Annotated in this window: 21 protein-coding genes and 1 tRNA gene; 7 read left to right on the top strand and 15 right to left on the bottom strand. The window is 41.4% G+C overall.

The window, feature by feature from the left end; genetic code table 11:
• Positions 1-17: 17 nt before the first annotated feature.
• The 10 genes from ACE1CC_RS11720 to ACE1CC_RS11675 form a co-directional block, all read right to left on the bottom strand.
• Positions 18-422 (bottom strand): hypothetical protein, encoded by a 405-nt coding sequence (locus ACE1CC_RS11720; protein WP_413270639.1) that lies wholly within the window; start codon positions 420-422, stop codon positions 18-20.
• 94 nt (positions 423-516) lie between these two features.
• Positions 517-741, bottom strand: a complete 225-nt coding sequence (locus tag ACE1CC_RS11715; protein WP_413270638.1) for an NfeD family protein — start codon at positions 739-741, stop codon at positions 517-519.
• A gap of 145 nt (positions 742-886) precedes the next feature.
• A complete protein-coding gene (locus tag ACE1CC_RS11710) occupies positions 887-2320 on the bottom strand; it encodes a vWA domain-containing protein (protein ID WP_413270637.1) in 1434 nt (477 codons plus the stop codon).
• Between the two features lie 279 nt (positions 2321-2599).
• Positions 2600-3034 carry a hypothetical protein gene (locus tag ACE1CC_RS11705; protein ID WP_413270636.1) on the bottom strand — a complete coding sequence of 145 codons (435 nt, stop codon included), beginning with the start codon at positions 3032-3034 and terminating at the stop codon, positions 2600-2602.
• 8 nt (positions 3035-3042) lie between these two features.
• Positions 3043-3429 carry a 50S ribosomal protein L7/L12 gene (rplL, locus tag ACE1CC_RS11700; protein WP_413270635.1) on the bottom strand — a complete coding sequence of 129 codons (387 nt, stop codon included), beginning with the start codon at positions 3427-3429 and terminating at the stop codon, positions 3043-3045.
• 70 nt (positions 3430-3499) lie between these two features.
• Positions 3500-3564: transfer RNA gene (locus ACE1CC_RS11695), tRNA-Phe, on the bottom strand.
• A gap of 552 nt (positions 3565-4116) precedes the next feature.
• Complete coding sequence (locus tag ACE1CC_RS11690) at positions 4117-4317, bottom strand: hypothetical protein (protein ID WP_413270634.1); 201 nt, start codon at positions 4315-4317, stop codon at positions 4117-4119.
• Positions 4318-4399: 82 nt separating this feature from the next.
• A complete protein-coding gene (locus ACE1CC_RS11685; RefSeq protein ID WP_413270633.1) occupies positions 4400-4528 on the bottom strand; it encodes a hypothetical protein in 129 nt (42 codons plus the stop codon).
• Between the two features lie 274 nt (positions 4529-4802).
• Positions 4803-5762, bottom strand: a complete 960-nt coding sequence (locus ACE1CC_RS11680; protein ID WP_413270632.1) for a GNAT family N-acetyltransferase — start codon at positions 5760-5762, stop codon at positions 4803-4805.
• A gap of 103 nt (positions 5763-5865) precedes the next feature.
• Complete coding sequence (locus ACE1CC_RS11675) at positions 5866-6597, bottom strand: HAD family hydrolase (RefSeq protein WP_413270631.1); 732 nt, start codon at positions 6595-6597, stop codon at positions 5866-5868.
• Between the two features lie 251 nt (positions 6598-6848).
• Here ACE1CC_RS11675 and ACE1CC_RS11670 point away from each other — a divergent pair, with 251 nt between their 5' ends.
• Both ACE1CC_RS11670 and ACE1CC_RS11665 read left to right on the top strand, forming a co-directional pair.
• Entirely contained in the window at positions 6849-7412 is a 564-nt protein-coding gene (locus ACE1CC_RS11670; protein ID WP_413270630.1) for a Uma2 family endonuclease, read from the top strand.
• A 295-nt stretch (positions 7413-7707) separates the two neighbouring features.
• Positions 7708-8343, top strand: a complete 636-nt coding sequence (locus ACE1CC_RS11665; protein ID WP_413270629.1) for a ThiF family adenylyltransferase — start codon at positions 7708-7710, stop codon at positions 8341-8343.
• 247 nt (positions 8344-8590) lie between these two features.
• On the opposite strand, the gene ACE1CC_RS11660 is transcribed toward ACE1CC_RS11665, so the two are convergent.
• Together ACE1CC_RS11660 and ACE1CC_RS11655 are read right to left on the bottom strand one after the other, a co-directional pair.
• The gene (locus ACE1CC_RS11660; protein ID WP_413270628.1) at positions 8591-8896 is read right to left on the bottom strand and encodes an RNA recognition motif domain-containing protein; all 306 of its coding nucleotides are present in this window, start codon (positions 8894-8896) and stop codon (positions 8591-8593) included.
• Positions 8897-9081: 185 nt separating this feature from the next.
• Positions 9082-10155, bottom strand: coding sequence for an alpha-hydroxy acid oxidase (locus ACE1CC_RS11655; RefSeq protein ID WP_413270627.1), 1074 nt, complete (start codon positions 10153-10155; stop codon positions 9082-9084).
• Positions 10156-10402: 247 nt separating this feature from the next.
• Between ACE1CC_RS11655 and ACE1CC_RS11650 the strand changes: the two genes are divergently transcribed.
• Positions 10403-10825 (top strand): lysozyme inhibitor LprI family protein, encoded by a 423-nt coding sequence (locus ACE1CC_RS11650; protein WP_413270626.1) that lies wholly within the window; start codon positions 10403-10405, stop codon positions 10823-10825.
• Positions 10826-10881: 56 nt separating this feature from the next.
• Complete coding sequence (locus tag ACE1CC_RS11645) at positions 10882-11412, top strand: hypothetical protein (RefSeq protein ID WP_413270625.1); 531 nt, start codon at positions 10882-10884, stop codon at positions 11410-11412.
• A gap of 14 nt (positions 11413-11426) precedes the next feature.
• Here ACE1CC_RS11645 and ACE1CC_RS11640 read toward each other — a convergent pair whose 3' ends face one another.
• Positions 11427-11636, bottom strand: a complete 210-nt coding sequence (locus tag ACE1CC_RS11640) for a hypothetical protein (RefSeq protein WP_413270624.1) — start codon at positions 11634-11636, stop codon at positions 11427-11429.
• Between the two features lie 96 nt (positions 11637-11732).
• Positions 11733-12122: a hypothetical protein gene (locus ACE1CC_RS11635; protein ID WP_413270623.1), complete on the bottom strand. Its 390-nt coding sequence runs from the start codon at positions 12120-12122 to the stop codon at positions 11733-11735.
• Positions 12123-12217: 95 nt separating this feature from the next.
• Between ACE1CC_RS11635 and hemC the strand changes: the two genes are divergently transcribed.
• Complete coding sequence (gene hemC / locus ACE1CC_RS11630; protein WP_413270622.1) at positions 12218-13183, top strand: hydroxymethylbilane synthase; 966 nt, start codon at positions 12218-12220, stop codon at positions 13181-13183.
• A gap of 147 nt (positions 13184-13330) precedes the next feature.
• Entirely contained in the window at positions 13331-14737 is a 1407-nt protein-coding gene (gene glgA, locus ACE1CC_RS11625; RefSeq protein WP_413270621.1) for a glycogen synthase GlgA, read from the top strand.
• Between the two features lie 151 nt (positions 14738-14888).
• Here glgA and ACE1CC_RS11620 read toward each other — a convergent pair whose 3' ends face one another.
• Complete coding sequence (locus ACE1CC_RS11620; protein ID WP_413270620.1) at positions 14889-15071, bottom strand: hypothetical protein; 183 nt, start codon at positions 15069-15071, stop codon at positions 14889-14891.
• A 491-nt stretch (positions 15072-15562) separates the two neighbouring features.
• Between ACE1CC_RS11620 and ACE1CC_RS11615 the strand changes: the two genes are divergently transcribed.
• Positions 15563-18565, top strand: coding sequence for a tetratricopeptide repeat protein (locus ACE1CC_RS11615; protein ID WP_413270619.1), 3003 nt, complete (start codon positions 15563-15565; stop codon positions 18563-18565).
• The last annotated feature ends 2 nt before the right edge of the window (positions 18566-18567 follow it).

Raw genomic sequence — 18567 nt, 5'->3', positions numbered from 1 at the left:
CGCACCCAACTAGCTACTTAAAAAGCTGGGATTTTGAGGCTTTTTGGTAAATTGGTTTGAGGATCAATTTCACCGCAAAAATCTTCACCATAGTAAGCAGCCACAACTTGAATTTCACCAATAATATGACGGTTGAACTCAGTTAATTCTTCTGCTGGTACCCACAATTCTTGGCAAATTCTACTACCTACAGTTTGGAAAACAAATTTTCTCACATAACTATCACGCACTTCAAATTTGGTAACAAAACCAGCACAACTATTGCTTTTCGTATTCCAATCACGGGCAATTTTTTGGGCATACTCAAAATTGAGTACCGGGTAAAAAATTGGTTGTACAGGAAGACGGGGAGGGAAAGCTTTAAAATTTGCTCTGGCAATTAAGTCGAGTTCTTTTAACCCTACAGGGCGATAGAGAAGCATCTTTACCTCACCTCACTTTTTCGGGGATTCGCGATCGGGAAAAGTCAAAAATTTTCCCTGTCACTAATCACTAGTCCCCTTTATCTAAGTTTGCTTAAGAAACAGGAATTACTAACAAAGTGATATCCCGAATTCCAACTATTAAAATTGGTGCGTCAGGAGGTAGATGCTTTTGCTCATTTGCTTGGTAAAATTCAGCAGGCCAATAACTGCCCATTGCTTTCACTCTACCACGTTGATCAGGTGCAATTGTTTGTGTTACAGTACCGCGCTTTGGTTCTGCAAACATTTCCACTTGAGAACGGAACAATTCACTCATCAGCTGACCCCCTTTAGCTTCCGAGTAGAGAAATAAGTAGGGTACAGTATGATTTGTCACCCCTTTAGTTATTCACTTCCTCTAGCGAATGTTCCGTATTAATTGTGGTTTTTTTTTGCCTGGTGGGTACTGAGCACCTTGCTAGCTACTTATGATCGCGGACTGGCAATGGTGTGTCCAAAATTTCCATTAACAGTTCCAGGCGAGAGGGACGAGACAGCAGAGGAACTAAATTTGGTAATGAGTAGTAGTCACCTGCAAATGTGAATGTTTCTACTGGTACTTGCTTTTGTTTGAGTTGACTTTCTACATAATTAGAAGCAGAACCAACTCGCACAATTACCACGTTTGGCATTACCGCTAAGTCACGGCAATAAGTTTGGTAAGTTTGAGCAAAGTAAGGTGCAGCATTTTCGCCTTCGTCGGTGACAATGATTATTTGTTCAACTGACTGTTTTTTCAAGCGCATTGTTTCCAAGGCACAACCGATACTAGTTCCGCCATTTGCTCTGATATGCTGAAAAGCACGTTCCCAGTCACTCAATTCCTTACCGTTTGCTTTCACAGGGTAAGCTATTGTATCAAAAGCATAGACGAATAAATCAGCGTCAGAAATACCAGAAATTAGGGCGGCGAGTCGCTTACCAACTTCTATGGCATTGGTCATTGAACCTGATTTATCTACTAATAAAGCGGTTGATTTGGCAATTTTGCCGCGCTTTTTCACCTGTTCGTCGGTGACTTTTTCTAACTTGGCTGTTGTTTCGGCATCTAGTTTGCTAACATCAGCAGCAACACGCGCTTTGTAAGCAGAAATTCGGTTAGAGTTTGTCGCTTCTTCCAGTTTTCGATCGATCAGTGCTTTCACTTCTGGGTGATTCATTGCACCTCGTTCTTGGAGAGATTTGAGGTTGTTAATTACCTCTTGCGGCGACATGGAATTAATCAGCGCTACTAAGACGGTTGGTGTTACTTGTTTGACTGCACCGATCGCAACTGCATAAGGTATATTATGCTCTACAATCAAAGCTGCTTGTTCTGCGGGAGTTGCAGATTTTGCCAATTGCTTCAAAATAAAAGCAAGGCTATCTGTTGGCGGCGCATCTTTGAATAATACGGCATCTGCACGTTCATTGGGTTTAATATGCAATGTCGCATACAAATGCTTCATCGCATTACGTCCCCGCAGTGCTGCACGGTCAAAAAATTGCGGACTTTTTTCCCGTTCTCTCAAATAACGAGTCACAGCTGTGCGTGCAGAACGTGGAACTTTTCCTCGATGCTGCTTCATGAAGTCGATAATTCGTGATACTTCATAAGGCGGAAATTGTTGTAACATGACAAAACCAGCATCTCGATGTTCTGTCAAATTACTAGTTAACAAATTCCCCACGAACACTTCTTTATGGTCGCGCACATCACCGTGACGCTGATACCAAACTGCTAAATGTCCGTAAAAAATTGGGTCAAGTTCCACAATTAATTTGTGAATTTCTGCTACTTCTTCCAGCTTGCGGTGGGGGGTAGTCAGCAAGCTGTTGAGCATTTCTAAACGCAAGTCACGTTCTGTAGTATTCATCGCTACCTCCTGAATAGTTTATCTAAAATCCCAAATTTTCAGGAGCAGATATCGCACGCACGGCAATATTATTAATAATAAGCCGCGCAAGTTGAGGGAGCTAAATTTGCCTGCTAATAAAGGCTCAGGCTTGCATCCTACTATCCAATGTAGGAACCTTTCTATCGTGGTAGGATAGAGCTACCTGTGAGGTAGCTGTGTGTAAGCTCCCCCTGTGAGGGCGCGGCGATAACTGCTATTTTTGGTAATTGGTAATTGGTAGTTGGTAATGGGAAGTAATTAAAGTGGTTTTAAGTCTGGTTCTACCCAATTTGTTCTCGCTGACCAGGACATGAGTAAATCATGGCTGTAGTATTCAAAGGGTAGGTTTTTGTTTGCATAATTTTCGATGATTCCATTGGTTAAATCTAAAACTTCTTCGTTAGATTTAGTTGCTAGATATTGGCTGATAATGCAAATCCAAAATAAAGTTATGGTTTCGTGATAGCCGCTATCTTTGGTGGTTTTAATTCCCTTTGTTGAGTTGTATCGCTGGATATGGTTACGGATGCAATTTGTTGCTTCTGTTTCCGAATAATGAGTGAGATACCATAGTGCAACGGTTAAATGTGCTGGATGTGTCCACTCACTTCTGGGTAATGTACAGTCCTCGAAGGCGCGGATTAGATTTTCTATCTCACCGAGAGTTTGGTATGTTGCATTTTCCGCAATCATATTTAGTGTTATTTGAGGGAAACTTTTGCACCGACTGATTCTAACTGATGCTTGATGTCTTCAGCAATGTCGAGATCGATCGCACTTTTCACCACTTGCGGTACTGACTCAACCAAATCTTTTGCTTCCTTCAAACCGAAACCAGTCAATTCTCGCACAACTTTAAGAATGGCAATCTTTTTATTGGCTGGTACTTCTTCCAAAACCACATCAAACGTTTTGAATTCAGTTGGATCTTGGTCTATGACAGGATCGATAATTGGAAGAATCGGGATAACTTTGTTAACTGAAGCATCAACATCGAAAGTCGCCTCAATCTGTTTAACTAATTCGGCAGTTTCTAACAAAGTTAGAGATTTTAATTGTTCTAGAATTTCAATAGTTTTGGCAGTCATAGCTACCTCCTATAAACGATAAACAAATTTGGTAAATTAACACTTCGCACAAGTTGAAAAAGCCGTTTGTTCACACACAGGATTTGAACCTGTATATCTTGAGCTTCAGTCAAGCGCCTTTTCCATTTGGCTAGTATGTAAGCTTTTTAGGTTGGGGTGCGAAGTGCTAATTTTGTTTAGTCATACAAGCTTAATTTAATTAGGTTTGTTCTAGCGACTTTAGTCGTACATTCCAAGGTAGAAGGACTAAAGTCCTGACAACGAACCAGTGTTGAGTAAAATCACTTCGCGCAAGTCAAGAAAGCTGTTTGTTCATACGTAGGATTTGAACCTACTACTTTTCGTTTATGGAACGATCGCTCTACCAATGAGCTAGTATGTAAGCTTTCTAAATTGGGGCGCGAAGTGTTTGTCCTCCAACTAGTAAGAAATAAGGTTGTTCCGCACAAGTTAAAAGAGCTAGTCACTTGCAGTTCTACTATTTGAACTACGGCTCCAAGAAACAGACAAAAGAAAAGAGATTTTCTTCCTTTTGTCTTTGTCTTTCTCCTTTTTCACTTCCGAAAGTGGAGCCGATAGGATTTGCACCTATAACCTCTCGCTTATCAGGCGAATATGTGTGTAAGCTTTTTGGGTTAGGATGCGGAACAAACCATTTGGGATTAAGGGGTTCCAAAACTTTTTGTGTTAGCCGTAAACCGCTTCTGGACGGATAATTAAGTCGCCGCTTGGTCGTCTGTCAATTATATAATGTTGTAAGCGATCGCGTCCGATATCCAAATGCTGTGCTAAACGTTCTTTAATCGCTGTATCATTCATTCCGGGGGTAACATTTAGCTGTCTTTCGGTTAAATCGTAGGAGCGTCCTTCAAAGCGAATATGTACCATTTTAGCACCTCCTTTTTTATTTAAATTGTAGATTTTATCCAAGATTTCTCATAAAGGAGGGCTTTTTAAAAGCTTGTAAAATTTACCAAAAACAACGCCGCTCTAAATGATAATCTTGCTGAATTTGCCTGGTTTTGTCATGAATTTGGCTTGGTCTGAGATGTTCAGAATGTTGAGAGTTTAATTCTGTCTCAGAAGGGTTGGAAGTCAACTTTTTCTGCTCATTTTTTGAGTCAGATTTGGTAGATGGCTTCCTCAATAACTTGGTATAAAGTATCAACATGATACACCATCTCTTAGTTAAGACATTTCAAATTTGTCTTAGTTTGATTGCCTAATTGAGTATTTAGTTTTCAAGGTTCAGATTTCGCGAGCGAGGCGAAGAAGAATCTTTGCTCAACTCATCATGTTTATATACTACAATTATAATACATAAGGTGTCAAGGGGTAAAACAAACTTTTTTTAGCGGGGTGGAAAATGAGGTTTAAACGTCTTTGTAGTACGATACGTTGGTATGGAGTTTGCGGAAGCCAACGGATTCATAAAGTTGTCTTGCGCCGTTGGGATTATCGTAATCTACACCGATTTTGGCGATGTTCATTCCTGCAACAAGTAACTTTTGCATTCCGCTAAGTAACATTGCTTTACCAAGTCCTAAGCGGCGAAAACCACGCCTAGTTCCGAGAGTATTTACCCAACCTTCTTGACGACCGCTGCGATTGTTGTCTTCGGGATAAATGGCACAGTAACAGTAGGAAGCAAAGGTGTTATCGGGAGCGATCGCAACTAAATCCAACTCCGCTTTATAATCAGGATCGGTGTGCCAATGTTTGTAATCTTCCACTGTTAAATCGTGATGATTCCAGTGATCGATAAACGATTGGTTGTGCATTTCTACCCAAGCTTCCGCGTCTTGTTCAACTATTACAGAACGAACTGTAAAACCTGCGGGAAATTGGGGTTCTGCAAGTGGTTCTTCCAAACTGCGTTGCATTGTGAGAAAATAGCGATCGGCACTGAAACCATTTTCATGTAGTACGGCAATGCGATCGATCCGATCGTCCCGACTCTGACAACGCAATTTAACAGAATTAACACCCTGTTCTTTTGCAAGTTCCCGAAGACGTTGTTCTCCCCAATTGATAATTTCCCGTTCCAAAGTTCCCCCACGCGCCAGAGGATGAACGTGAAACCCAAGATAACCATTAGTTAATTCCCCAAGCGGATGCCACAATGTAGCACAAGCAATTAATTTACCTGTGTCATCTTCCCAAAGTTGTAAATCACGTTGTTTGTCGAAAGATGGGTCATTAAAATCGCGTTCCAGTTCGGAAACTGTTGTCCATTGTTCGAGTTGATCTACTGCTTCGCAAGCTTCCCAGAGATTGACGATCGCTTCTAAATCCGTTTCACCCCTGTAGGGGCGCTTTGTTAGAGTTAACATAAGGTGTGTAATTCAGATATACTTCAATATACTACCTAATGTAGTATTAAGTAGCATGGGGTTAACTCCTCCGATCGGGTGAACTGAGATCTTGCACCAGTCCCTAGTCAAGAGTCCCCAATCCCCATTCAATCAACTCAGTAACACCTGCGCCTCTACTATTTGTAGTTACCAAATCTACTCGATCTTTCACAGCAGGAAGGGCATTAGCAACAGCAACAGAGTAACCGCAAATACTTAAAAATGCTAAATCATTTTCCGCATCTCCGACACCAACGATCGCATCAAGAGAAATTCCCAACTCATTAGCTGCGGCAATTAAACCTGCTTCTTTATCAATACCGTTTGGTAAAATCATCACTGCACCTTTATTCAGAATTACTTGTAAATCCAGGTTCATTTCCTGAATTAAAGCAAGTGCTTCTACACTGTAAGGTTCCCAGGTAGCAACGATAATTCTACCAACGCCTACTATTGGGTAATCTGACTGAATATGAGCAAATTCTTTATAACTTTGTTGATTTTTAGCTTGACTTGCTTTGTGAATGCGATCGTTCAACTGTTGAATAAACTCTGCTGATGGAGGTTCAGCTAATGGTTTTTCAAACTTACTAGCTGGTTGATAAAGCATTGCGCCGTTCTCCGCTACCACCCAATCAAAAAAATCGAGACAAGTAGCAATGTTTAATAAATCATCCAACTGACGACCTGTGATTAAAATTAGTTTGCGTCCAGAATCTCGCCATTGTTGCAATGCTGTCAAAGTGCGATCGTCAACCTGTCCATCTGTGGCAAGGGTGCCATCATAATCTGTCGCTAGTGCAAGGTAAGTCATGGGTTTTAAATTTAAGGAATTGCCCCAGCGACTAAAGTCGCGGGCTATACAGACAAAACCTGCCTCCGCAGGTTCAAAACTCGTCAATTTTAGCAGTCCTTGTCAAGCGGACTTTGGTTGTGTAGTAGCGGTTTTAACCGCCAAAACCTTTTCAAACATCCTCTAAAACTGCGATCGCGCCAACTAGATTAAGCTATCTGTAGAATAGCAAATAGCAGCAGTGCAACTTACTCCTGATTGGGAAACTTTAAATGGTAAAGACCCCTGCTAAAATTCTGAGTTTAACTGAATTCTTAAGTCTACCAGAGACGGAACCTGCTAGCGAATATATTGATGGGCGTATCATTCAAAAACCGATGCCGCAAGGAGAACATAGCGCTATTCAGACAGAGTTAGCACCTGCAATTAACTCGATTTTAAAACCGAAAAAGATTGCTCGTGCTTTCTCGGAACTTCGCTGTACTTTTGGCGATCGCTCAATTGTACCTGACATTTCTGTATTTATTTGGGAGCGAATTCCCCGCAAAGAAAACGGTGGAGTTGCTAATATTTTCTCCATTCCTCCAGATTGGACAATTGAAATTTTATCTCCCGATCAAAGTCAAACTAAAGTGACTAAAAATATTCTCCATTGCTTGAAATATGGAACTCAAATGGGATGGTTAATTGATCCTGAAGAGCGATCGGTTTTAGTTTACTTTCCAGATCAACCAACTGCTGTTTACGAAGAACCAGAAACATTATTGCCAGTACCGGAATTTGCTAAAGATTTCCACCAAACAGTAGAAGGTTTATTTAGCTGGTTGCTGGAGTGACGAGTGGTTATACTAAATTAAGTAGGTAGATGTAAATAAAGTGAAAACCAAGGCGGGCAAGATGCCCACCCCACAAAAGTTACAACTTTCTTGTGGGGTGGGCATCCTGCCCGCGCCCCATCCTTAGATAGCTATTATCGCTTTATTTATTTGCACCTACTTACTTCGATAATAAATCTATGTACCCTACCGTAAAGCTGCATTTACATCTGCGTACCCTACGGGAAAGCTTCGCTAACATCTGCGTTTATCTGCTTTCATCTGCGGTTAAAAAAAAGATTATCTCGGAGGCGTTATGTCCATCTTCTTCCACGAACAATTATACAGAACCTCAGAAATAATGGCAAAAATTAAAGACTTTTCCATTACCATCTGTGGCGCGGGTGCTTTAGGCGCAAATATTACCGAAAATTTAGCGCGATCGGGTTTTACTAAGTTGAGAGCGATCGATCGCGATCGCATCGAAGAACGCAACCTTTCCACCCAACCATATTATCGTTCCGATGTCGGTGCATTCAAAGCCAAAATTCTCGCTAATTCCCTTTATCGTGCTTTGGGAGTAACCGTTGACGCACAAACTAAAGAATTAACTGCTACAAATGCGGCGCAATTAATTTCCAGTAACTCTTTAGTTATTGATACCTTTGATAACAGCATTGCCAGAAAAGCAGTTAAAGATTACTGTGAAAATGCTCATCTTCCTTGTTTGCACGTCGGACTAGCAGGAGACTACGCCGAGATAATTTGGAATCAAGAATATCGCGTACCATCCCCTGCAAATGATGATGTCTGCGACTACCCTTTAGCACGCAATTTAGTTACCCTTGCAGTCGCCGTTGCTTGTGAAACAATTGTTACATTTGTCGCCACAGGTAAACAAAACAATTTCACCGTTACTTTGGGAGATTTGGCAATCCAATCCTATCACTAATTCTTCACAATAAAAAGTCCTGTAGTTAACGCAAGTTGCTAGTTATTTACATAAAGGTATGTAGTTGGGCTTTAGCCCTCTTATGCCAGGTAAATTAAGAGGGCTAAAGCCCAACTACGTACAAAGAATCAGACTAATCTTATAACTAGCAACTTGGGTTAGTTACTGAAAACGACAGGACTTAAAAACTAATTGGGGTAGAACAATAGGAAATTACTTGCTAATTTATTTCGCATTTCCCTATAGTTTAGTAACGTCGTTGCCGACTATTACCACCCCAGCCGCCACCCGCAGAAGCTTTTCTATTATCTTCACGAGGTTTAGCTTTATTCACTTTTAAATCGCGACCCATCCACTCAGCGCCATCCAAAGCTTCGATCGCAGCATCTTCTTCTGCATCTGTGGACATTTCCACAAAACCAAAACCTTTTGGACGACCTGTTTCCCGGTCTGTTGGTAAGTGAACTCGCTTAACAGTTCCATACTCTGCAAACACATTAGTTAAATCGTCTGCTTGAACTGAGTAAGAAAGGTTGCCTACATAAATGGACATGAATGATCTCCGAAGCCAGAGTAGTCTAAATTACATAGCAATTGAGATTCGGAGACAAGTCTGCCTATATTATAAGTAAATACTAAAAACACACGCCGCACCGAATTCAATCTCGCTACATCAGTATAACATTAAAACTAAAATCTTTTATAGTATAAATTCAAGTTTTATATCAATAGTTCCCGTTACATAACCATACTGGGATCAACATCTTTCAAAGTAGCACAACCACTTAAAGCCATAGCTAAATCTAATTCATCCCTTAACAGTTCTAATACCTTTTGTACGCCTAGCTGTCCATCAACAGCTAAACCCCATAATACAGGTCTTCCTAAAAGTACTGCTTTTGCTCCCAATGCTAAAGCTTTTAAAACATCAGTACCGCGACGAATACCGCCATCGAGCAAAATTTCTGCTTTGTCTCCCACCGCTGCGACAACATCAGTTAAAGCATCAATAGAAGCGATCGCACCATCCAATTGTCTACCCCCATGATTGGAAACAATTATCGCTTTTGCACCACATTCTACCGCCCGCAAAGCATCATCACCGCGCAAGATTCCTTTTAGTACTAAAGGTAAAGGCGAAATTGACTGTAACCATTCTAAATCTTTCCAAGTTAAAGCCGGGTTAAGCTGTTCTAAAAAGTAGCTAAATAACCCAGATTCACCTTGATGATAAGGAATTTCTAAATCAGTTATACTGGCTAAATTCGCTAGTTCCATTCCTGGAGGTAAAACAAATTGATTGCGTCTGTCTTTTTCTCGTCTTCCTAAAACTGGTGCATCTACAGTTAAGCATAATGCTTGAAAACCTGCTTTGTAAGCCCGTTCTACTAATGCTTTAGTAAGTTGGCGATCGCGATGCACGTATAATTGAAACCAACGCAAACTATCAACCGCCGCCACAGTTTCTAAAGTCTTAGTTGCCAAAGTACTTAATACCATTATTGTTCCCAATTCTCGCGCCGCACAAGCCGTCGCCACCTCTCCTTCAGGATGCGCTAAACACTGAAAAGCCATTGGCGCAATTAAAATTGGCATTGCCAACTTTTGACCGAGAATAGTAGTACTTAAATCTCGGTGACTCACATCCACTAACATTCGCGGACGTAATTTATACCTATTAAAAGCCGCCCGATTATCCTTTAAAGTTACTTCATCCCAAGCCCCACTAGCATAATAATCAAATGCCATTGGCGATAAACGCGCTTGCGCTAGTGGTTCGTATTCAAATAAATTAATAAGTTTAACAGTCATTGGATTTTAGATTTACCGCAAATATCGGTTATCATCCAATTATATAACTCAAGTTGCTAGTTACGTTTAGTAGGGTGCGTCAGAAGCGGAAAGAAGAGCGATCGAAACCAAATTTTTCCTATCTGACTCCTACAACTTGAAAAGTCTGTCAAAATTAATAACTAGTAACTTACGTTATATACTCGCTCGAATTACCATTAAAGAAATTTCTGCTAAGTTAGAACTAATAGTCATTTTAATCTAGTATATGCAAAAGTTTGTCTTCGCGATCGGCAGCACCGCAACCATTTTTACCCTATTTCTAGCAATCCGTGCTTTCGGTATTGTCTCACCTGAACCACCAGCTATGCAAGTAGCTCAACAACCGAATTGTAAAGATCCGCAAACTCAAGTAGAAATAAACGCCTGTAGTGGCATAGAATATCAAAATGCCGATCGAAGACTCAATCAAGTATACCAACAATTAATGCCTAAATTATCAGCCGCCAGAAAACAAAAATTAATCTTAGCTCAAAGAGCTTGGATTAATTTTCGCAATGCTAATTGTGAATTTGAAAGAAGTCAATTTGAAGGCGGAACAATGGCTCCGGCAATTCAAGCTGGTTGTCTGGCTCAATTAACAAAAACTCGAACAACACAGTTAGAGGAATATATAAAATCAGATTTATAATCCAGAACAAATTGTCATTTTGTTAGTTTTTTCTAGGAAAGTTAAATAATTTTTATATGCAATACAAATCAGTTTTGGGAATAGTAGCTAGTTGCACCGTTATTAGTAGCAGTTTTTTCATGCTAACTTGGCAACCACAAACGGTTTTAGCTCTCACAAATGTTCCAGTAAATCAAGTTCTTGCACCAATTAAAACCAAGGCGAGAGTACCAATATTTATCCCTAGCAAGTTACCTTTTTCCGAACCAGAAAAAGTCTATTTTAACAGCGAAGTAACAGACAAAGGCTACAGCGTTTCATTTAATTATACGCCCGATTGTCAAGGAACACCTTGTTATATTGGTTCTATTGAAGGCGAAAGAGGCGGAGAATTTATTAAGCCAGAAAGAGGCATAACTAAGGCATTTAAAACGGTTACGCTAGCTGGAGGAAATAAAGGAGTATTTCATAATGGTTGTGGTGCATATTGTACTGCTACATTGGAATGGAAATCGCAGGGAGTTTTGTATCGGGTAACTATTAAGAATGGAGAGGAAAGAGATTTGATTGCGATCGCTAATTCCGCAATTCAAGCTGGGAGACGATAATCTGACGTTTTCTCCTACCAATCTGCATTGCAAATGGCGTTTCCTTCAGAAGAATAAGGATCGACACGCCATTGCAATTCCTGATTAATCATCTTTAAACTATAGTTTTCAGCCTCTAAATGAGCTACTTTTGCTTCCAACTCTTGAATCTGATTTTGGTAGATTTGTTGTAACTGGATAAACTTGTCAAGTTCCTGCTTTAGCAGCACTAATAAGTAAATCATGAAACAATTATCCTATGTAAGGGTTAGGTTTTACATTCCCAACATAGTTTTGTTTTCCCAGCAGTAGCTCAAATGTGATTCAGATGTGAATTTTTGTTAAGGTTCAATGAATTCTTTAGGTAATTGGACGGAATTAATATCAGCCAATTCCCAGTAATCTTGCAACTCAGAATGTACTTGTTTAACATAGGGTTCGGCTAGTTGAACAATGTCCCATAAAACTTTATATTGTTTTACCAAAAGCCAAATACCGTCATACTTCAACCGATCGATTTCTTTTCTGTCTAAAGCTTGATTAATTGGGGCATCACAATGAGTTATAAATTTTGCTCTCCAGCAGTCAGCAAGAATCTGATTTCCTTTTCTTTGATTATGCCATTCTTCAATTTGGTCTGAACTTTTAGCTTGCTGTAGTAACTGTTCGCTTGGTAAATTTTCTAGAAACTGGGCGATTTGCTCTAAAATTTCAACATCGTTTTGAGTCATAAGTAAAACTAGGCTACTTTACTGAATCAGAGGGTCACACACTGAGGTAGTCTAGATCAAGTGATTTGATACGCTCCTTTGACAATAATTGCTTTATGTCCCCTGCTGTTTCCAGTCCCCCCCGCATTATCCGCATTGCCTCTCGCAAAAGTGATCTTGCCCTAGTGCAAACCAAATGGGTGCAAGAACAACTCCAGAAACACTTCCCTGACAGAACCTTTGAAGTCCACACCATGAGTACTCAAGGTGACAAAATCTTAGATGTTGCCTTAGCCAAAATTGGCGATAAAGGACTGTTTACCAAAGAACTGGAACTGGGAATGATTAACCAGGAGACAGACTTTGCGGTTCATTCCTTGAAAGACTTACCCACCAGATTACCAGAAGGCTTAGTTTTAGGCTGCGTTACCGAAAGGGAAAACCCCGCCGATGCTTTGGTAGTGCATGAAAAATTCAAAGACAAGCAACTCGAAACCTTACCCGAAGGCGCTGTCGTCGGAACATCTTCCCTGCGACGTTTAGCTCAGTTGCGCCATCGCTTCCCTTATTTGACATTTAAAGACATTCGGGGGAACTTAAATACCCGACTGGCGAAATTAGATGCCGGAGAGTTCGATGCCATAATTTTAGCAGTAGCGGGTTTACAAAGATTGGGAATGAGCGATCGCATCCACCAAGTCATCCCCGCTGAAATTTCCCTCCACGCCGTCGGACAAGGCGCACTAGGCATCGAATGCCGTAGCGACGATCCCGAAGTTCTCTCCCTAATCAAAGTATTAGAACACATTCCCACCGCCCAACGCTGCTATGCCGAACGCGCCTTTCTCCGAGAGTTAGAAGGTGGTTGTCAAGTACCCATTGGCGTAAACACCGTCATCGAAGGCGAACAACTGGTTCTCACCGGAGTAGTTGCCAGCTTAGACGGACAAAGATTAGTCAAAGATAGCATTACCGGAAATGCTACCGATGCCGAACAACTGGGTACACAACTGGCACAAACATTGCGCGAACAGGGAGCCGCCGAAATTTTAGCAGAAATCTTTGCTGAAGTCGGACGGTAACATATTAAAGTGTTGAGTTATGAGTGTTGAGTTTTGAGTTATGAGTTTTAAAGGAATTCAAAACTCAAAACTCAAAACTTTACTAGAAGCAGTATTCTTTCTTGCTAAACTTCTGTAACGAACTATTTCAGGCAACCCCAAAAAAAAATGCGGATTCTATTTGTTGCAGCTGAAGCAGCCCCCCTAGCAAAAATAGGCGGTATGGGGGATGTCGTCGGTGCCCTGCCCAAAGTCCTCAGAAACATGGGGCATGACGTTCGGCTCTTTATGCCTTACTATGGCTTCTTGCCGGACAAGATGGACATTCCCAAAGCCCCAGTTTGGAACGGCAATGCTATGGGACAAAACTTCGCTGTGTATCAGACTCTCTTCCCCAACAGCGATGTTCCCTTGTATTTGTTCGGTCATCCGGCATTCTGGCCCCGACGGATTTATTTTGGAGAAGATGAAGACTGGCGGTTTACCCTGTTTGCCAATGGCGCAGCCGAGTTTGCCTGGAACTACTGGAAACCAGATATTATTCACTGCCATGACTGGCACACGGGTATGATTCCAGTGTGGATGAATGAAGATCCCACTATTAAAACAGTATTCACAATTCACAACTTGGCATATCAAGGCCCTTGGCGTTGGCGTTTGGAGCAGATTACTTGGTGCCCTTGGTATATGCAAGGTGATAACACGATGGCAGCAGCAATTCTGTTTGCTGACAAAGTGAATACAGTTTCTCCCACTTATGCCGACCAAATTAAAACCCCTGCTCACGGTGAACGTCTGGAAGGTTTGTTATCCTACGTCAGTGGCAAGTTAAGCGGTATTCTTAACGGCATTGATACTACTAGTTACGACCCAGCTACAGACAAACACATCGCCAGAAACTTCTCCGTCGATAATATTGAAGAACGCCGCTTCAACAAAGTTGCTCTCCAAGAAGAAGTCGGTTTGGAAGTCAATGCTAATGCCTTTTTACTTGGTTTGGTGTCGCGGTTGGTAGAACAGAAGGGAATTGATCTGATGATTCAGATTTTAGACCGCTTCATGTCCTATACAGATTCTCAGTTTATCCTTTTGGGTTTGGGCGACCCTTACTACGAAAATCAAATGTGGCAAATTGCTTCTCGTTATCGTGGTCGGATGTCTGCTTATATCCTGCAAAGTGATTCTTTAGCGAGAAGGGTTTATGCTGGGACGGATGCTTTCTTGATGCCCAGCCGTTTTGAGCCTTGCGGAATTAGCCAAATGTTGGCGATGCGTTATGGTTCTGTGCCAGTTGTCCGGCGTACTGGTGGTTTGGTTGACACTGTTACTCACCATGAACCGACGGATCACGCAGGTACGGGTTACTGTTTTGACCGCTACGAACCTTTAGACCTTTATACCTGTTTAGTTCGGGCGTGGGAAGCTTTCCGCTACAAGAAGGAATGGCGCGAACTACAACAACGGGGAATGCGGATGGATTTCAGTTGGTATAAGTCCGCTTATGAATACGAGAAGTTGTACAAATCTCTTGTCGATCCTTCAACCGATCAACAACCAGAATTAGCCAATGCTTAAAGCTGAGGTGCAGTTGAGTTAAATTTTGTTGATTTTGGTTGACAATTAAAGTGCGATCGTTCTTTGTGGTGCGATCGCATTTTATTTATGCTGGCGACTATATTTGTAGGGTGCGAAGCGTGCTAACGTAACGCACCATTCCACCATATTTTTATTCGGCGTTTGTTTCATTGCGATCGTTATCTTTATCCTCATCTCTATACTTATTAATTAAACAGAAAATTGCTAACGGAGTCACCGCAATACCGACAAACACATTGCAGGTGTAAAGACTAACTAAAACAGCCGCATTTGCTAAAGCATCTAGGATAAAATCAGTGTATTTGCGCTTCATAAATGTGCCCCTCAAAACTCATATTTTTATGAAACAACACTCAATCACAAGTACAGTCACAAACAGATAAAACTAATTACCAATTTTTTCCCAACTTATTCCCAAGTTAATCCCAAGCTGTATTTAAGAACTTGTGATTTGCTGCGAAAACCGCCTCAGAATCAATTCTGAGGCTAATAGCGAAACTCCACTAAAGTGGACTGGAAATCATTAACCCTGTAGAGACGTTATATATAACGTCTCTACATTTCCTCGTTTCCCCCTCGTCCCCCTCGTTCCCAGGTTCAACCTGGGAACGAACTCTGGGAGGTTCCACCTCCTTTTTAAAACAAGATTCAAGTAATAGCAAAAATCCACTAAACCTGAACTAAAAACCATAATTTATCAGTCCTCTTCAGAGGACTTAAGCTATTAGCCTGGGAATTGATTCCCAGGCGGGCTTGGTATCTCAGCAGTTTGCTATACTGGGGAAAAATTGTTTCACCTTGAATATGTCTCGCTCTCTCAGGGTTCGCGTAGAATATATTGATAAAGTTAAACTGGCGCTTAAACGTAACGGCTTTCCACGTCAGATAGATTTAGCTGAAGAAATCAATATTTCTAAAAATACGGTTAACAAATTTTTCAATGCTAAACCCATCGATCATTTAAACTTTATCGAAATTTGTACTAAGCTTTGTTTAGATTGGCAAGAAATTGCGGATTTAAGTGATTTTACTGAGACAACAGCAGAGGAAGCGGAAACTCAAACTGCACAACAAACGGTATCTGTCACGGTTGAAGTTAACAGTAATGTTGAGGCGAATTTAACAGATGACGACGTTACCGAGAGAAATGAAGCAACGGCAAAACGGGTGATTTTACAACAAGCAATTCCTAGTGTTCCTGTTTGGAAGGGGCGCGATGAATTGCTGGAGAAATTAAAGGCTAAATTAACGGGTTTAGAAACTGATTCTTTGACGAGTTCGCCCAAGGTATTAGCAATAATTGGACAAGGGGGTATTGGTAAAACTAGTTTGGCGGTGAAACTTTTGGAGGCTGTTGGGGTTAATTTGAGATCCCCCCTAGCCCCCCTTAATAAGGGGGGGACTTTGACAGATTCCCTTAATAAGGGGGGGACTTGTGCTTTTGATTGTGTGATGTATTTTAAGGTGCAGGAGGGGACTAGTTTTGATGATGTGGCGGAGTTTCTGTTAGCTGGGTTGGGTATTGAAACGGCGGAACCTTTGAAAACTGCTGAGGAAAAAATTGGGAGAATTATTGCAGGTTTGGCAGAAAGTCGCTGTCTTTTGCTGTTGGATAACTTGGAAACTATTTTGCACCCTGCTAATGATTCTTGTAGTGCAGGCATCTTGCCTGCAAATGAAGAGGTAGAGGCAGGCAAGATGCCTACCCTACAAGCTAATGAAGAGGCAGGCAGGATGCCTACCCTACGGGCGCATAGAGCTATTGCGCCGGATTGGGGTAAACTGTTAAATGCTTTGGTTTATCAGCAGCATTGTTCCCAAACTATTTTAACTAGTCGGGAAGTTCCGGCAGATTTGGCTGATTCCCGCTATGATGGGGCGGAACCTGATTCGGAATTGGTGCATATTGAAACAGTTTCCGGTGTGGATCTTGGGGCGGGTGTGGAGATTTTGCAACAGCGCCAATTGCGGGATAATTTATCAGATTTAGAGTGGGTTTCGCTTCGGGTTGAAGGTCATGTTTTTTTGTTAACCCAACTCGCGGCTATTGGTAAAGGTAAACCTGGATTTCTGCGGAAGCATCCCGAATTGGTGACGAAAAAAGCTGAACCGATTTTAACTGAACAGTTGGCAAGGCAAAGTGCTGCGGCGCGAGATTTACTCAAGCGGATGTGTGTTTTGCGCGTTCCTATCGATGTTCCAGGGTTGACTTTTTTGCGGTTATATACGGATGATATCGATAAAGATCACCGTTTTGAATTGGCAGCAATTTTAGAAGAACCTGCTGAATTGACAGAGGCAGAAATTAGGGAAACGGAAGGGATTTTAGAACGGTTAGTTGATAGTAGTTTGGTCCAGTGTCGCTACGATGAAGAGAAATGTGAGTTATTTTACGATCTGCATCGGGTGATTGTGGAGTTTTTGCAAGCAGATTGTCAAGAGGAATTGCCTAAGCTGCTGGAAAGTGTTTATAAGTTTTATTGCACTGGCAAGAATGTGGAAAATCCGCAAACTTTAGAGGATTTGCGCCCAGTTTTGGAAGCTCAATATTTTGCCTTTCAGTTGGGGAATTACAGCGAAGCAGCCGATCTAATAATGTCTAAATTAGAAGATTATCTGGAACCTTGGGGATACTGGAGTTTATTAAAAGAGTTATGTGAGCAAATTTTACCCAAAGTTGATGAAGATAATCGTCCGTATTTGTTACAAAGAATTGGTTCAAGATATCGAGATTCTGGCAACTGGGATGAAGCAGAAAAATATTATCAGGAAGCTTTAATGATTGCACAAAAGCAAGACAATAAAACAGTCATTGCTGCTATGCAAGGATCGTTGGGAGATATTGAACGAAATCGCGGCAATTGGGAAGAAGCTGAACGTCTGTATCGGCAATGTTTGGAAATTGAAACTCAATTAGGCGATCGGGCTGGGATGGCAACTTCTTGGGGAGTGTTGGGAGATATTGAACGAAATCGCGGCAATTGGGAAGAAGCAGAACGTCTGTATCAGCAATCTTTGGAATTGAGAACTCAATTAGGCGATCGGGCTGGGATGGCAACTTCTTGGGGAGTGTTGGGAGATATTGAACAAAATCGCGGCAATTGGGAAGAAGCTGAACGTCTGTATCGGCAATGTTTGGAAATTGAAACTCAATTAGGCGATCGGGCTGGGATGGCAACTTCTTGGGGACAATTGGGAGATATTGAACGAAATCGCGGCAATTGGGAAGAAGCTGAACGTCTGTATCGGCAATGTTTGGAATTGAGAACTCAATTAGGCGATCGGGCTGGGATGGCAGAAACTTGGGGATTGTTGGGATATATTGAACAAAATCGCGGCAATTGGGATGAAGCTGAACGTCTGTATCGGCAATCTTTGGAATTGAGAACTCAATTAGGCGATCGGGCTGGGATGGCAGAAACTTGGGGATTGTTGGGATATATTGAACAAAATCGCGGCAATTGGGAAGAAGCTGAACGTCTGTATCGGCAATCTTTGGAATTGAGAACTCAATTAGGCGATCGGGCTGGGATGGCAAATTCAATTGGTTGCCTGGGAGAAAATGAACTCGGTAAAGGTAATTTAGATGCAGCAGAACCGCTGTTAAAAGAAGCTTTAGAAAAGATGCAAGAATTAGGAATGACTTGGTATATTGGCGAAATTAACTACGATTTAGCCCAACTTTATAGTCAGCGCAATAACACCGAACTCGCCCAACAACATTACAACACCGCCCATCAAATTTTTCAACAATTAGGTGCAGCAAAAGACTTAGAAAGAATCGAGAGAGAATGGGAGCATAATTAATC

Origin of the sequence: Floridaenema aerugineum BLCC-F46 (genome assembly GCF_041929345.1) — a bacterium.
Lineage (GTDB): Bacteria > Cyanobacteriota > Cyanobacteriia > Cyanobacteriales > Aerosakkonemataceae > Floridanema > Floridanema aerugineum.
The sequence above is the reverse complement of the archived record's forward strand: the minus strand, read 5'-3'. Positions and strand labels throughout refer to the sequence as shown.

Bases quoted from the DNA above. Each gene is read 5' to 3' on its own strand.
- ACE1CC_RS11720 (WP_413270639.1), bottom strand. From the start codon at position 422: ATGCTTCTCTATCGCCCTGTAGGGTTAAAAGAACTCGACTTAATTGCC.
- ACE1CC_RS11715 (WP_413270638.1), bottom strand. From the start codon at position 741: ATGAGTGAATTGTTCCGTTCTCAAGTGGAAATGTTTGCAGAACCAAAG.
- ACE1CC_RS11710 (WP_413270637.1), bottom strand. From the start codon at position 2,320: ATGAATACTACAGAACGTGACTTGCGTTTAGAAATGCTCAACAGCTTG.
- ACE1CC_RS11705 (WP_413270636.1), bottom strand. From the start codon at position 3,034: ATGATTGCGGAAAATGCAACATACCAAACTCTCGGTGAGATAGAAAAT.
- rplL (WP_413270635.1), bottom strand. From the start codon at position 3,429: ATGACTGCCAAAACTATTGAAATTCTAGAACAATTAAAATCTCTAACT.
- ACE1CC_RS11690 (WP_413270634.1), bottom strand. From the start codon at position 4,317: ATGGTACATATTCGCTTTGAAGGACGCTCCTACGATTTAACCGAAAGA.
- ACE1CC_RS11680 (WP_413270632.1), bottom strand. From the start codon at position 5,762: ATGTTAACTCTAACAAAGCGCCCCTACAGGGGTGAAACGGATTTAGAA.
- ACE1CC_RS11675 (WP_413270631.1), bottom strand. From the start codon at position 6,597: ATGACTTACCTTGCACTAGCGACAGATTATGATGGCACCCTTGCCACA.
- ACE1CC_RS11670 (WP_413270630.1), top strand. From the start codon at position 6,849: ATGGTAAAGACCCCTGCTAAAATTCTGAGTTTAACTGAATTCTTAAGT.
- ACE1CC_RS11665 (WP_413270629.1), top strand. From the start codon at position 7,708: ATGTCCATCTTCTTCCACGAACAATTATACAGAACCTCAGAAATAATG.
- ACE1CC_RS11660 (WP_413270628.1), bottom strand. From the start codon at position 8,896: ATGTCCATTTATGTAGGCAACCTTTCTTACTCAGTTCAAGCAGACGAT.
- ACE1CC_RS11655 (WP_413270627.1), bottom strand. From the start codon at position 10,155: ATGACTGTTAAACTTATTAATTTATTTGAATACGAACCACTAGCGCAA.
- ACE1CC_RS11650 (WP_413270626.1), top strand. From the start codon at position 10,403: ATGCAAAAGTTTGTCTTCGCGATCGGCAGCACCGCAACCATTTTTACC.
- ACE1CC_RS11645 (WP_413270625.1), top strand. From the start codon at position 10,882: ATGCAATACAAATCAGTTTTGGGAATAGTAGCTAGTTGCACCGTTATT.
- ACE1CC_RS11640 (WP_413270624.1), bottom strand. From the start codon at position 11,636: ATGATTTACTTATTAGTGCTGCTAAAGCAGGAACTTGACAAGTTTATC.
- ACE1CC_RS11635 (WP_413270623.1), bottom strand. From the start codon at position 12,122: ATGACTCAAAACGATGTTGAAATTTTAGAGCAAATCGCCCAGTTTCTA.
- hemC (WP_413270622.1), top strand. From the start codon at position 12,218: ATGTCCCCTGCTGTTTCCAGTCCCCCCCGCATTATCCGCATTGCCTCT.
- glgA (WP_413270621.1), top strand. From the start codon at position 13,331: ATGCGGATTCTATTTGTTGCAGCTGAAGCAGCCCCCCTAGCAAAAATA.
- ACE1CC_RS11620 (WP_413270620.1), bottom strand. From the start codon at position 15,071: ATGAAGCGCAAATACACTGATTTTATCCTAGATGCTTTAGCAAATGCG.
- ACE1CC_RS11615 (WP_413270619.1), top strand. From the start codon at position 15,563: ATGTCTCGCTCTCTCAGGGTTCGCGTAGAATATATTGATAAAGTTAAA.